The 13,498-nt window shown below is 68.8% G+C and carries 11 protein-coding genes and 1 tRNA gene; 3 read left to right on the top strand and 9 right to left on the bottom strand.

The features are described from left to right. Nucleotide 1 precedes the first annotated feature (1 nt). Nucleotides 2-75 (top strand) — tRNA-Lys (locus OG707_RS13175). A gap of 53 nt (nucleotides 76-128) precedes the next feature. On the opposite strand, the gene OG707_RS13180 is transcribed toward OG707_RS13175, so the two are convergent. Continuing rightward, nucleotides 129-851: a trypsin-like serine peptidase gene (locus tag OG707_RS13180; RefSeq protein WP_329117710.1), complete on the bottom strand. Its 723-nt coding sequence runs from the start codon at nucleotides 849-851 to the stop codon at nucleotides 129-131. A 442-nt stretch (nucleotides 852-1,293) separates the two neighbouring features. Between OG707_RS13180 and OG707_RS13185 the strand changes: the two genes are divergently transcribed. Both OG707_RS13185 and OG707_RS13190 read left to right on the top strand, forming a co-directional pair. Beyond that, nucleotides 1,294-3,222, top strand: coding sequence for a glycosyltransferase family 2 protein (locus tag OG707_RS13185; RefSeq protein WP_329117712.1), 1,929 nt, complete (start codon nucleotides 1,294-1,296; stop codon nucleotides 3,220-3,222). Beyond that, complete coding sequence (locus OG707_RS13190) at nucleotides 3,219-5,153, top strand: kelch motif-containing protein (RefSeq protein ID WP_329117714.1); 1,935 nt, start codon at nucleotides 3,219-3,221, stop codon at nucleotides 5,151-5,153. Before OG707_RS13185 ends, OG707_RS13190 begins: the two co-directional genes overlap by 4 nt. A 224-nt stretch (nucleotides 5,154-5,377) precedes the next feature. Here the strand turns inward: OG707_RS13190 and OG707_RS13195 are convergent, their stop codons facing one another. The 8 genes from OG707_RS13195 to OG707_RS13230 form a co-directional block, all read right to left on the bottom strand. Then, entirely contained in the window at nucleotides 5,378-6,394 is a 1,017-nt protein-coding gene (locus OG707_RS13195) for a glycoside hydrolase family 6 protein (RefSeq protein WP_329117716.1), read from the bottom strand. Nucleotides 6,395-6,767: 373 nt separating this feature from the next. Continuing rightward, nucleotides 6,768-7,439 carry a class F sortase gene (locus OG707_RS13200; protein ID WP_329117718.1) on the bottom strand — a complete coding sequence of 224 codons (672 nt, stop codon included), beginning with the start codon at nucleotides 7,437-7,439 and terminating at the stop codon, nucleotides 6,768-6,770. Nucleotide 7,440: 1 nt separating this feature from the next. Then, nucleotides 7,441-7,974 carry a hypothetical protein gene (locus OG707_RS13205; protein ID WP_329117720.1) on the bottom strand — a complete coding sequence of 178 codons (534 nt, stop codon included), beginning with the start codon at nucleotides 7,972-7,974 and terminating at the stop codon, nucleotides 7,441-7,443. Between the two features lie 83 nt (nucleotides 7,975-8,057). Continuing rightward, nucleotides 8,058-8,837 (bottom strand): HAD-IIA family hydrolase, encoded by a 780-nt coding sequence (locus OG707_RS13210; RefSeq protein ID WP_329117722.1) that lies wholly within the window; start codon nucleotides 8,835-8,837, stop codon nucleotides 8,058-8,060. Between the two features lie 88 nt (nucleotides 8,838-8,925). Further along, nucleotides 8,926-10,419: an alkaline phosphatase family protein gene (locus OG707_RS13215; protein WP_329117724.1), complete on the bottom strand. Its 1,494-nt coding sequence runs from the start codon at nucleotides 10,417-10,419 to the stop codon at nucleotides 8,926-8,928. A 142-nt stretch (nucleotides 10,420-10,561) separates the two neighbouring features. Then, entirely contained in the window at nucleotides 10,562-11,623 is a 1,062-nt protein-coding gene (locus OG707_RS13220) for a 2-aminoethylphosphonate ABC transporter substrate-binding protein (protein ID WP_329117726.1), read from the bottom strand. A gap of 32 nt (nucleotides 11,624-11,655) precedes the next feature. Then, nucleotides 11,656-12,453: an ABC transporter permease gene (locus OG707_RS13225; RefSeq protein ID WP_329117728.1), complete on the bottom strand. Its 798-nt coding sequence runs from the start codon at nucleotides 12,451-12,453 to the stop codon at nucleotides 11,656-11,658. Next, nucleotides 12,440-13,303, bottom strand: a complete 864-nt coding sequence (locus OG707_RS13230; protein WP_329127770.1) for a 2-aminoethylphosphonate ABC transporter permease subunit — start codon at nucleotides 13,301-13,303, stop codon at nucleotides 12,440-12,442. The genes OG707_RS13225 and OG707_RS13230 overlap by 14 nt, the downstream gene beginning before the upstream one ends. Between the last annotated feature and the right edge of the window lie 195 nt (nucleotides 13,304-13,498).

The raw sequence follows: 13,498 nt of genomic DNA on the forward strand, positions 1-13,498 counted from the left end.
GGCGCCGTTAGCTCAGTTGGTTAGAGCAGCTGACTCTTAATCAGCGGGTCCGGGGTTCGAGTCCCTGACGGCGCACCGGCACCTGAAGCCCCACCAGCACTGCTGGTGGGGCTTCAGTCGTTTCCGTATCAGCTGTCGGCCCGCTGGAAGAGCGCCTCGGTGTCGGCGTCGAAGCGCACGCTGTAGGAGATGTCGTCCGTGTCGCCGCCGCGCTCGAACCCGCCGATGACGCCGATCACCGTGCCGCGCTCCGTGACCCACGGGCTTCCGCTGGTCCCGCCGCTGTAGCCGGGGCAGTCGATGACCCACTGCCGGTCGGTGTACCTGCCCGCCGCGTTGGTGCAGGTGATCGGCGTCTCGGAGTCGGCCGGATACCCGGTCACCGTCACCGCGCTGCCAAAGACCCCGTCGACGCCCAGGGTGTACGCGCCGACCACGTCCTGGATCCGCTCGCCGTCGTTCGGCGCGACCGTCGCGAAGGCCACGTCCGCGTCCTGGTCCGTGTCGTCGGTCCACCGCGAGGCGGTGACCGACCCGGTGACCTTCCACTCCCCGTACGGCTCCTCGCCGTCGTGGTAGCCGGGGACGAAGACGAGACCGTCCGTGCCGCCGTCCAGGCAGTGCGCCGCCGTCACCAGCAGGTCGCGGCCCTCGCTGCTCACCACGCTCGCCGTACAGCTGTGGTCGTCGTCCGCCGGCGAACCGTTGAAGAGGGCGCCGACCGGGGCAGTGGAGGCCACGCTCCACACCGTGTGCGAGACGCCGGGCGCGGCGGCCGCGGCCGGGCGCACGGGGCCGGCCAGCAGCGAGGCGGTGAGCAGGAACACCGCGATCAGCATCCGATGGGTCACCCCCGCATCATGCCGAACCTTTCTGAGAGGTGGCTGAATACCCGCCGCGCGATCACCAAAGCAACGGTTTCACCCCACCCGCCCCAGCCCCTTCACACGACCACCACAAAGGCCTCTCACATCGCGCGCACGACCGGTAAACAGTGCGTTTCACCCTTGCGTTCAAGCCACAGGTCGGACAATCTGACCTGGAGCCAATGGCCTCAATGGGGCACAAACGTAAAGGAGTTGGAAGGTACTGGAGGGCTGTACGGGGACTAGGGACCCCCGTAGGTGAACAGATGTGCAGGTGGGTATCAAGCAACCGGAAGATGCTCTTCCCGCGTCTGTACAAAAGGCAGCCAGAGACCAGTGATTGCGCTCGGGAAGGTCGAGGGGGATCAACCCGTGCGGAAGTGAACCGACCAAACACGCAGCCAGCTTGCGTGCGGGGGGATGACTCATGACGTCGACGCCTACTGGCGCCCGACGGGGCGAAGACCCGTCCCAGACCACCCAGTTGCGGGTGCCTCAGCAGCTGCGGACCGCCGGACGGAGTCCCCGGCCCGCCAAGGCACTGCCTCGCTACGACTACGAGCACTACAGCCGGCTCGCGGGCCCGCTGACCCAGCCCGACCCGACCCGGCCGTACACCGTGCAGTACCGCACCCTGCTCTCGCAGGAACCGCACCGCTTCCGCGCGGCCCTGCTCCTGGGCGCCGCCCCGCTGCTCTCCCTGGGTCTACTGGCGTGGCTGATGCAGCCCGAGCACTGGACCCAGCGCGACTACGCGTCGGACACGCTGAAGGTCCTCGACGTCGTCATGCTCGTCTCGATCGGCCTGATCGAGTTCTTCCGCTGCATGAACGTCCTCTCCAACGCGCACGCCACCCTGGTGGCGAGAGACCCGGTCCCCGTGGTGCCCGAGACCGGCACCAAGGTGGCCTTCCTCACCTCCTTCGTCCCCGGCAAAGAGCCGCTCGAGATGGTGACGAAGACTCTGGAGGCCGCGGTGAAGATCCGTCACCGGGGCCTGCTTCACGTCTGGCTCCTGGACGAGGGCGACGACCCCGCGGTGAAGGAGGTCTGCGCGCGGCTCGGCGTCCACCACTTCTCCCGCAAGGGCGTGGCCCAGTGGAACCAGCCCAAGGGGCCCCACCGGGCGAAGACCAAGCACGGCAACTACAACGCCTGGCTCCAGGCGCACGGCGGCGACTACGACTTCTTCGCCTCCGTCGACACCGACCACGTACCGCTGCCCAACTACCTGGAGCGGATGCTCGGTTACTTCCGCGACCCGGACATCGGCTTCGTCATCGGCCCGCAGGTCTACGGCAACTACGACTCCTTCGTGACGAAGGCGGCGGAGTCCCAGCAGTTCCTCTTCCACGCGCTGATCCAGCGCGCGGGCAACGCGTACGGCGCCCCGATGTTCGTGGGGACGTCGAATGCCGTACGGATCAAGGCGATCAAGGGCATCGGCGGCCTCTACGACTCGATCACCGAGGACATGGCCACCGGCTTCGAACTGCACCGCGCCAAGAACCCGGAGACGGGCCGCAAATGGCGCTCGGTCTACACCCCCGACGTGCTCGCGGTCGGCGAGGGACCCACCGCCTGGACGGACTTCTTCACGCAGCAGCTGCGCTGGTCGCGGGGGACGTACGAGACGATCCTCAAGCAGTACTGGAAGGGCCTCTGCACGCTGCCGCCGGGCAAGTTCTTCAACTACACGATGATGATCATCTTCTACCCGATGTCGGCGCTCAACTGGATTCTGGCGGCGCTGAGTTGTGCCCTCTTCCTGGGCATGGGCGCATCGGGCGTACAGATCGATCCGTCGGTGTGGATGATGCTGTACGGCAACGCCTCGGCCCTCCAGATCGGCCTCTACATCTGGAACCGCCGCCACAACGTCTCCCCGCACGAGCCCGAGGGCTCCGGCGGTCTGGCCGGAATGGTGATGTCCGCGCTGTCGGCGCCCGTGTACGCGCGCTCGCTCTTCGACGCGGTGCTGCGCCGCAAGAGCAAGTTCGTGGTGACCCCGAAGGGCGACTCGTCGAGCCCGGACACCCTCTTCGGCACCTTCCGCATCCACCTCTTCTTCATCCTGGTCTTCGGCGGCTCCCTCGGGGCGTCCTTCGTCTTCGGGCACAGCCATCCCGCGATGCTCACCTGGGCCTCGCTCGCCCTGCTGATGACCGCGTCGCCGATCTTGATCTGGCGCTGGACCATGCGCCAGGACAAGAAGAAGGCGGCCTCGCAGCCGCGGGACCCGCAGCCGCCGCAGGGCCCGCCGCCGCCCGCACACGGTCACGCGCCGCAGCAGAAGCCCACCTGGGCGGCCGGTGACCAGACCATGCAGATCGCACTCGGGGGACGCAACAAATGAACTACCGTCCTAGCCGCCGCACCCGCCGGCTGGCGATCACGACGGCAGTGGTCCTCGCGCTGGCGGGAGCGAACGGGCCGTGGCTGTACCGGGTCGGGTCGGACAAGTACCACACGTACTCGATCAACAAGCCGGAGTACAAGGCGGACAACGGGCACTGGGCGACGCTGAACGTCCCGTCCGAGTACAAGATCAACACGATCCACGCGGCGCTGCTCCACACCGGCAAGATCCTGCTGGTCGCCGGCTCCGGCAACAACCAGAAGAACTTCGACGCGAAGAGCTTCCGGTCGGTCCTCTACGACCCGGCGGACGACACCTTCAAGAACATCCCGACGCCGAAGGACCTGTTCTGCTCGGGCCACACCCAACTGCCCAACGGGGACCTGCTGATCGCGGGCGGCACGAAGCGGTACGAGAAGCTCAAGGGCGACGTCACCAAGGCCGGCGGCCTGATGATCGTCCACAACGAGGACCCGGACAAGCCGATCACGCTGCCCGCGGGCACCAAATTCACGGGCAAGCAGAACGGGAAGACCTTCGTCTCGAAGGACCCGGTGCTGGTCCCGCGGGCCACGAAGGTCTTCGACAAGAAGACCGGCAAGTTCCTGCGCAACGACCCGGGGCTGGGGCGGATCTACGTCGAGGCGCCGCTGTCCGGGCAGAAGCACGAGACGGGGACGCAGGACAACTACCGCGTTGCGGGCCTCACCGGGACGGATGCCCAGAACGTATACGGAATGGCCCAGAAGCTCGCCCTCGACAAGAAGGACTTCCAGGGGATCCGGGAGGCGTACGAGTTCGACGCGAAGGCGGAGCGGTACATCACCGTCGACCCGATGAACGAGGCGCGCTGGTACCCGACGCTCACCACGCTCTCGTCGGGGAAGATTCTCGCGCTGTCGGGTCTCGACGAGATCGGGCAGCTGGTGCCGGGGAAGAACGAGGTGTACGACCCGGCGACGAAGAAGTGGACGTACACGAAGGGGATCCGCCAGTTCCCCACGTACCCGGCGGTCTTCCTGCTCCAGGACGGGAAGCTCTTCTACTCGGGCGCGAACGCGGGGTACGGGCCGGACAATGTGGGCCGTGACCCGGGGGTCTGGGACGTCGACACGAACAGCTTCGTGAAGCTGCCCGGCCTGAGCGACGCGTCCGACATGGAGACGGCGGGCACGGTGCGGCTGCCGCCGTCGCAGAGCGAGAAGTTCATGGTGCTGGGCGGGGGCGGGGTGGGCGAGTCGTCGGCGTCGTCGAACAAGACGCGGATCGTCGACCTGTCGGTGCCGAACCCGGCGTTCAAGGACGGCCCGTCGCTCGACGAGGGCACGCGCTATCCGGAATCGTCGATCCTCCCCGACGACTCAGTACTGATCACGGGCGGCTCGAAGGACTACCGGGGCCGGGGCGGGTCCAACATCCTGGAGGCGAGGCTGTACGACGCAACGACGGGTCAGATGCGGCGAGTTGCCGACCCCGAGGTGGGCCGGAACTACCACTCGGGCTCGATCCTGCTGCCGGACGGGCGGGTGCTGACGTTCGGCGGCGACTCGCTGTACTCCGACAAGGACAACACGAAGCCGGGCGTCTTCGAGCAGCGCATCGAGATCTACACGCCGCCGTATCTGTACCGGGACGGGCGGCCGGAGCTGGGGGCGGGGCCGGAGTCGATCGCGCGGGGGGCGAGCGGGGTGTTCAAGACGGGCCACGGCGACGCGATTCGCACGGCGCGGCTGATCAAGCCGAGTGCGTCGACGCATGTGACGGACATCGACCAGACGTCGATCGCGCTGACGGTGGGGAAGGTGGCGGGGGGTGTGCGGGTGACGCTGCCCGCGAATCGGAATCTGGTCCAACCGGGGTGGTACATGCTGTTCGTGACGGACGATCAGGGCACGCCGTCGAAGGCGCAGTGGGTGCGGGTGCCGTAAGCGACCTTCGGCCGCTTGTCCTCAATCGCCGGACGGGCTTGATTTGCCTGATGTGGGCTTTCCGGTGTCGCATCCAAACGGACCGCAAGCGGCCATTGAGCAACCCACACCCACGCCAACCACCTCCGCGAGAGCGGCGCCGGTTTAGGCGCAAAACCAGGCGGGGTCTGGGGCGGAGCCCCAGGAGGAGCTTCGCCCCGGAGGAGCCGCACCTCCCCCGCCCCCTACTTCGTGTTGCGGGCCAGCCCCAGCGCGTAATCCGCCCACCAGTCCCCCGCCTTGGGCCCGCCCCGGCAGTCCCCGTCCGACTCCCCGGGCCGCTTCACCCACACATACGCGTCCACCAGCGCCTCCCCCGTCTCCGTGGACGGCGTCTCCCCCAGCGCCCGCCCCGGCGGGTTGCACCAGTTCTCCGCCGGGTCGCCGCCCGTGTACGGACCGTTCCCGTTCCGGCTCGTGTCGATCACAAAATGCTTGCCGCCCACCTTCTCGGACAGCGCCTTCCCGAACTCCGTACTGGCCGCCGTCGTCTGGAAGTTGGACACGTTCACCGCGAACCCGTCCGCCTCCCCGATCCCCGCCCGCTGCAGCGGCTGGAACAGTGCATCCGGCTTCTGCCAGCCCGCGTTCCCCGCGTCCAGATAGACCTTGACCCCCGGCTGCCGCTTCAGCCGCTCGACGGCGTCCTTCAGCAGGTCGTACCGCTCCTCGTGGAACTCCTCCGGCGTGCACTCGTTCACCATGTGCAGGACCGCGTCCGGCTCCAGGATCACCGTCGCGCGCCGGTCCGCGATCCCCTGCGCCACCTTGTCCACCCACGCCCGGTACGCGTTCCCGTCGGCCGCCCCGCCCGCCGAGTGCTGGCCGCAGTCGCGGTGCGGGATGTTGTAGAGCACCAGCAGTGCGTCCCGGTCGGCCTTCTGTGCCGCCTCCGTGAAGCCCTCCGCCTCGGCCTGCGGGTTGTCGGGGCCGATCCATTCGCCGGTCGGCTGCGAGGCGATCTTCCGGATCAGGCCCGCGTTCTCCGCATCCCCGCTCTTCGTGTACGCGGCGACCTGCTGGGCCGCGTTCCCGTCCGGATTCACCCAGTACGGGTCGTCCCCCTTCGGCTGCTGCGTCACCGCCGACGGGCTCGCGCCGTCCTTGGATCCACCGCCGCCCGACGAGGAACACCCCGACACCAGCAGCACCACCGCCCCCGCAGCCCCCACCGCGGCCCTCCGCGCACAACTGCCGTACATCCACTCCCCCTTGGGTGTACTACCGGCACACGCCGTCCCTTCCACTGTGACACACGGGCCCTGCCGCCAACGAGGTCCCGCTTCTTCGTGTATGACCTGTTACGGGGAGCCGCGCCGCCACGCACAGCGACAGATTCACGACATGGCGTCAAAAAGCCTCTAGGCCACGGCAGTTGAACGTCCTACAGTGTCTGAGTGGCCCCGGTCCCTGGCCTGCCAGATATGCCACTGGTCTTCCACACACCTCCCGCGTCGGTGCCGGACTCCTCCCGCAGTCCGTGCGCCCGCGGTCGAGGACCAGCCCGGCCGGCGACTCCCGGGGGGAGCAGTACGTCGGCCGGGCTGCGTTTACGCGCGTCACACCGCCACCCCGTCACGATGCCTTCGGCACGTCCGTCAGATACGCGGAGACGACCACGTTCGCCGAGTACGCCTCGGCCTCCCTGTCGTAGGAACCGCCGCAGGTGATCAGCCGCAGCTCCGCCCGCCCGCGCTGGTGCGCCCCGTACACCTTCTGCGGATCGAAGTGGTCGCGCTGCACGACCTGTACGTCGTCGATGGTGAATTCGGAGACCGAGCCGTCGATCCCCGTCACCCTGACCTTCTCGCCGGGGCGGGCCGCGCTCAGTCCGTAGAAGACGGCCTTCTTGTCCCTGGTGTCGACATGACCGACCAGCAGCGCGGGCCCGGAGGCCCCCGGCCTGGTGCCCTCGTCGTACCAGCCGACCGTGCCGGGTGCCGCGAACGGCGGCGGGTCGACCCCGCCGTCCGCGTCGAGGCCGCGGGCCATCACCGGTGCGGTGATGCCCACCGAGGGGATGTCGACCCGCTCCGGCTTCGTGCCCTGCACGGGCTCGTGCGCCGGCGGCAGCGGTACGTCCAGCGGGCGCCCGACCGCCGCCACGTCACCCGTGGTGGGGGCCGAGCTCCCGCTGCCCGTGCCGTCGCCGATGTTCTTGCCCCAGAGCCACAGCCCGAGGAGCAGGACCGCCCAGGCGACCCCGGTCAGCAGCCTGCCCGTACCCGACGAACGGGAGTCGGACATGTCACTTCATGCCTTGCCGGCGGCGGCGCACACTCCGCCCGGCGACCGCAACGGCCGCGATTCCGGCGAGGCCGAGCCCGATCAGCGCGTGCCGGGTGCCGGGGCCTTCCTCCTGGGCGCCGTCGGACGCGAGCAGCGCCGTACCGCCGCCGCCCGCGTGGACGGGGGCCACGGGGGTGGCGCTGGAGCGGACGACGGTGACGGTGCCGGTGGCGTTGCCGGAGCTGTCCTGGCACTTGACCTGGATCGGGTACTCGCGGGCCGAGGCGTCGGAGCGGATCTTCATCTCGGCGAAGAGCCCGCCGTCCGCGGCCGGCGCGAACTGCGCCTCCGAGACGAACGCGTCCGAGGACCCGACCGCCGCCTCGCCGCTGCAGACACTCACCCGGAGGTCCACGACCCCGCCGGGTGCGATGACGGACGGGGTGACGGTGACGGAGCCGGTCGACTCGGATTCGGCACTGGCAGTGGTCACGGGCAGCAGTGCCGTCGCCGTGAGGGCGACGGCACAGAATGTGACACGGGATATACGCATGGTGAACCTCCTGGTACTTCGAAGGCTCACGTGCTAAGGCCGTGCCCGCATCCCCACTGGGCCGTTCGGGCGAGAACCGGAGGTCAGATCAGGTCGACCAGGTCCGCGATCGAGTCGCGGACGTGTGTCGGCCGGAACGGGTAGCGGTCGAGGTCGGCCGTCCCCGTGAGCCCGGTGAGCACCAGGAACGTCTCCATCCCGGCCTCCAGTCCGGCCAGCACGTCGGTGTCCATGCGGTCGCCGATCATCGCGCTGGACTCGGAGTGTGCGCCGATCGCGTTCAGGCCGGTGCGCATCATCAGCGGGTTCGGCTTGCCCACGAAGTACGGGTCCTTGCCGGTGGCCTTGGTGATCAGCGCGGCGACCGACCCGGTGGCGGGCAGCGGGCCCTCGGCGGAGGGGCCGGTCTCGTCGGGGTTGGTGCAGATGAAGCGGGCGCCGCCGTTGATCAGCCGTACGGCCTTGGTCATGGCCTCGAAGGAGTACGTCCGCGTCTCGCCGAGGATCACGAAGTCCGGGTCGTGGTCGGTGAGGATGTACCCGGCGTCGTGCAGGGCGGTGGTGAGACCGGCCTCGCCGATGACGTACGCGGTGCCGCCCGGGTTCTGGGCCTCCACGAACTTCGCGGTGGCGAGCGCGGAGGTCCAGATGTTCTCGACGGGGACGTCCAGGCCCATCCGGTTGAGGCGGGCGTGCAGGTCACGGGCGGTGTAGATCGAGTTGTTGGTGAGGACCAGGAAGGGCTTCCCGGAGTCACGCAGCCGCTTGATGAAGGCGTCGGCGCCGGGGATGGGGGTGCCCTCGTGGATGAGGACACCGTCCATGTCGGTGAGCCAGGATTCGATCGGCTTGCGCTCTGCCATGGGGTGGGACTCCTGCCGTACGCGGTGTGCTTCTTGAGCTGGGGACGCCGGTCGCACCGCTCTGTGCCCCCCGACGCCCCCAGCCTAATCAAGAAGCGGTGATCTTGACCCCGTCGATCACCCAGTACCAGTTGTTGCCGCCGGTGTAGCGGAAACGGACCTGGGCGGTGGTGGCACCGGCCGGGACCTGCAGGGTGATGGTCTCGGTGCGGGACGAGGTGTCCGCCGTGTACGTCTTGACGCCGACCGGGGTCCCGCCGCCGTACGAGACGAGGACCTCGCCCTTCTGCGGGGCCTCCTGGCGGTAGAAGGTCGTGTACGTGAGGGTGGCCGCGCGCCCGGCGGTGACCGGGAAGGCGGGGCTGATCAGGGTCGAGTCGAAGGACCCGGAGAAGGTCTTGTCGGACCACTCGTCGCCGTCGGCCACGGCGAAGACGTTGCGGGCCCGGATGTTGGACTCGCGCTGCTGGTCGCGCTCGGCCTTGGTCCAGAACTCGTCGGTGGTGAAGGACCAGCCGCGCCACTCGGTCACGCCGCCCGTGCCCATCTTCGTGTTGTCGACGGACCACCCCGAGGGCGGGGTGTGGGTGAAGCCGATGACTCCGGCGCCGATGCCCGACTCGTCGACGGGGGCCTGGAGTTGGGGGCGCAGCGCGTCGAACGCGTCGGGCGTGGGCTGCTGGAGAGGACGGCCGTCGAGACCCCACGCAGGGTCGATCGCGATGCCGAGGTGGGCGAGGGCGGAGGCGGCGACGTCGGGCATCTTGATGTCGTAGCGGGTCGAACCGGCGCTGATTCCGGCCCCGTTGGCGATGAGGAAGGTCTGGCGCTCCTGCCAGGTGGAGCCGCCGTGGCCGCCCGGGTCGGTGTGGCCGTGGTCGGCGGTGACGAGGAGGAGCCAGTCCTCATTTGCGTACGAGGCACGGGACTTGACGGCGGCCACGAACTGCCCGACGGACCCGTCCACGGCATGGATCGCGTCGAGGTACTGCTGGCTGGCGGCACCGTGCTCGTGCCCGGCCTCGTCGACGCCGTCGAGCTGCACGAAGTGCGCGGCGGCGGAGCCGGAGGCGAGCTGGGTGACGAGGCGGGACGTGGTCCCGGTGTCGTACTCGGCGCTGGGGGTGTTGACGCGGGTGTCGACCTTCGCGGAGAAGACGGTGGTGGTGATCGGGTTCCAGGAGGCTATCGCGTACGTGCCGAGGGAGGGCTTGGCGGTCTCGATGCGGGTCAGGAAGTCGGGGTACTGGGTGAAGTTGGAGCCGGTGAAGTTGTTGTCCTTGACGTTGTGCTTGTCCGGCCAGACCCCGGTGATGATCGTCGACCAGCCCGGCCCGGAGAGGGTGGGGGCGAGGGGGTTGGCGTAGAGCGAACTGGCGGCGGTGAGGCCGCCGGCCATCAGGGCGTCGAGGTGGGGGGCGTCGGCGTCCTTGATTCTCTTCAGCAGGGTGCCGTCGAGGCCGATGACCAGGACCTTGGGGGTCTTGGCGGCGGCGCGCGCGACGGAGGCGAGGGGGCCGGCGGCCGCGGCGAGGGCGGCGGCACCGACGAGGAGGGAGCGGCGGGACAGGCGGGCAGACACGGTGTCGTCCTCCGGGTGGGGAGTGGGGGGAGGCCCACCCAACACCCCTTCGTGCACGGGGTGTTGGGTGAGCCTGGGACTAGACCCGTTATCTTTCCGCGACAGATCGCCGCGCGCCAGAGAGCGTGCGGTGAACCTTGGATTAGCTGTGCGTGGCGGACTTCCATCCGTCGACGTACGAGGAGAGGTTCTTGGAGATGTCGGCCCAGTCGGGCTGGAAGATCTCGACGCCGCTCATCAGCTGGGTGAGCGCGGTCGCGTTGGCGTCGGTGGCCTTCACGTCCGTACGGGAGGTGAAGCCGCCGCCTATGGAGCTGACCTGCTTCTGGGCCTCGGCGGAGAGCATGAAGTCGAGGAGTTTCTTGCCGTTGGCGGTGTGCGGGGCCTTGTTGACGAGGCCGGCGGCGTACGGGAGGGCGAAGGTGGTGGGCTTGCCGCCCGCCTTGGCCGGGAACCAGATGCCGAGGTTCGGCATGGTCTTCTGCTGGGCGAAGTTCATCTGCACGTCACCGTTGGCGACGAGGATCTCGCCCTTGTCGACCTTGGGGGCGAGCTTGCCGGTGGAGGCGGAGGGGCCGACGTTGTTGGACTGGAGCTTGCCCAGGTAGGTCAGGGCGGCGTCCTTCCCACCGAAGTCGTGCATGGCCTTGATGAGGACGGCGGTGCCGTCGCCCGCGACGCCGGGGGTGGAGTACTGGAGCTTGTTCTTGTACGTCGGGCCGGTCAGCTCGTCCCAGGTGGTGGGGGCGGTCTTCAGCTCCTTCTTGTTGTAGATGAAGCCGAAGTAGTTGTTGACGACGGAGGTCCACTTGCCGTCGGCGGCCTTGCTGGCGGCGTCGACGTTCTCGGAGCCGGCGGGCTTGTAGGCCTGCAACAGCCCCTTCTCGTCGGCCTGCTGAATGAAGGGCGGGAGGGTGACGATGACGTCTGCCTGGGTGTTGGACTTCTCGCGGACGGCGCGCTGCACCATCTCGCCGGAGCCGCCCTCGACGTACTTGACCTTGATGCCGGTCTTGGCGGTGAAGTCCTTGAACACCTGGTCGTACCAGCCGTCGTTGTTCTCGCCCTTGAGGCCGTCGGCGCTGTAGACGGTGACTTCCTTGGCATCGGAGGCACCGGCGGAGCCGCCGCAGGCGGTGAGGGAGCCGGCGAGGACGAGGGAGCCGGCGAGGGCGGCGATCGGCCTGATGTGGTTGCTGCGCATGGCGTGGTTCTTCTCCTGAAGTTGTTGTCTGGTCAGCGGAAGGAAGCGCGGTTACGGATCCGGGAGACGGCGAACAGCACGAGGAGCGTCGCCCCCATGAGGACCACCGCGACGGCCGCACCGGTGAAGAGGGATCCGCGGTCGGTGGCCGCGAAGATCTGGACCGGAAGAGGTGTCCAGTCCGGCGGGTAGAGCATCATCGTGGCGCTCAACTCGCCCATGGACAGGGCGAAGCAGAGCCCGGCGGCCGCCGTGAGGGAGGGCAGGAGAAGCGGTAGCTTCACGCGCCACAGGACGTACGAGGGCCTGGCCCCGAGGGAGGCCGCGGCCTGCTCGTACATCGGATCCAGACGCAGGATGGCGGCCGAAACCGACTGGTAGGCGAACGCCGTGACAAGAATGGTGTGCGCGAGGATGACGATGGTGGAGGTGCCGTTGAGGATGACGGGCGGCTTGCTGAAGGCGACCAGCACGGAGAGCCCGACGACGACGGACGGCACGGCGACGGGCAGCATGAACAGCCCGTCGAGCACGCGGCGCCCGCGCTTCTTGAGCGCGGCGGCGGCGAGGGCGGCCCATGTCCCGACGGTGAGCGCGAGAAGGCTGGCGCTGAGGGCGGTGACGAGGCTGGTGGTCAGGGCCTGGAGGGAGTCTCCGCGTACGGCGGAGGAGTAGTGCTCCCCGGTGAACCCGGAGGGAAAGGCCCCGGACCAGTGCCCGGCGAACGAGGCGGCGAGGATGACGAGGAGGGGAAGGGCGAAGAGGGGGACGAAGAGAAGCCCGAAGACTCCCCAGGTCGTCCACTTGCCCGTACGGCTATGCACCAACACGGCGGCTCACCACCCGGTAGATCGAGTAAAGCCCCACGGAGATCGCGACGTTGACGACGGCGACGACGCAGGCGGCGGGATAGTCGGACTCGAGGATGGCTTTCGAGTAGACGAGCATCGGGAGGGTGTTGACGCCCTTGGCCCCGGTGAAGAGGACGATCCCGAACTCGTTGAGGCACATGACGAGGACGAGGCTGCCGCCGGCGGCGAGGGCGGGCAGCGCCTCGGGCAGGATGACGCGCCGCACGATGCGGGCGGGCCCGGCGCCGAGGGAGGACGCGACTTCCAGCTGCGAGGTGTCGAGCTGGGAGAAGGCGGCGAGGAGGGGCCGCATGACGAAGGGCGTGAAGTAGGTGATCTCCGCGAGGAGCACGCCCCAGGGGGTGGTGAGGAACTGGAAGGGCCCGCTGTGGGCACCGGTGGCACCGGTCCAGACGCCGTTGGCCATGCCGACGGTGCCGTAGATGAACAGCAGCGCGAGCGTGATGAGGAAGGAGGGAAAGGAGAGGAAGACGTCGATGAACTTGGCGACGGCTTTCCCGCCGGGGAAGGGGACGAAGGAGATGACGAGGGCGAGAAAGAACCCGAGGACGAGACACCCGACGGTGGCGCCGACGGCGAGCCAGACGGTGGTGCCGAGGGCGTCGCGGAAGGCGTCGGAGGCGAAGACGGTGCGGTAGGGGGAGAGGGAGGTGCCGCCGGTGTCGGGAGAGAAGGACTGCTGGACGACGAGGGCGAGCGGATAGAGGAAGACGAGCGCGAGGACGAGGACGGGCGGCAGGGCCCAGACCCAGTGGGGCAGGGTGCGGGGATGGGCGGCTGGGTTCGGCTGTTCACGACCCGGAACGATCCCGGGTCCTGAAGGCCGATCGGAGTCGGCGTCAACCGACCCCTTCGCGGCGCGATCAGCACCGGCCTGAGCCGGAACGGCCGAGCCGTCCGCGCCGGCGAAGCCGGTCGTGGCAGAACCCGCAGCCGCCGACGGCGAGCTACCCCCCACAGGGGAACCCGCACCTTCCCCACCTCCTGCACGGGCGGTGCGGGT

Source organism: Streptomyces sp. NBC_01465 (assembly GCF_036227325.1).
In the GTDB taxonomy this organism is placed as follows: Bacteria; Actinomycetota; Actinomycetes; order Streptomycetales; family Streptomycetaceae; genus Streptomyces.

What these genes read in the sequence shown, in the direction of transcription:
- OG707_RS13185 (WP_329117712.1), top strand. Translation starts at nt 1,294, where the DNA reads ATGACGTCGACGCCTACTGGCGCCCGACGGGGCGAAGACCCGTCCCAG.
- OG707_RS13190 (WP_329117714.1), top strand. Translation starts at nt 3,219, where the DNA reads ATGAACTACCGTCCTAGCCGCCGCACCCGCCGGCTGGCGATCACGACG.
- OG707_RS13195 (WP_329117716.1), bottom strand. Translation starts at nt 6,394, where the DNA reads ATGTACGGCAGTTGTGCGCGGAGGGCCGCGGTGGGGGCTGCGGGGGCG.
- OG707_RS13200 (WP_329117718.1), bottom strand. Translation starts at nt 7,439, where the DNA reads ATGTCCGACTCCCGTTCGTCGGGTACGGGCAGGCTGCTGACCGGGGTC.
- OG707_RS13205 (WP_329117720.1), bottom strand. Translation starts at nt 7,974, where the DNA reads ATGCGTATATCCCGTGTCACATTCTGTGCCGTCGCCCTCACGGCGACG.
- OG707_RS13210 (WP_329117722.1), bottom strand. Translation starts at nt 8,837, where the DNA reads ATGGCAGAGCGCAAGCCGATCGAATCCTGGCTCACCGACATGGACGGT.
- OG707_RS13220 (WP_329117726.1), bottom strand. Translation starts at nt 11,623, where the DNA reads ATGCGCAGCAACCACATCAGGCCGATCGCCGCCCTCGCCGGCTCCCTC.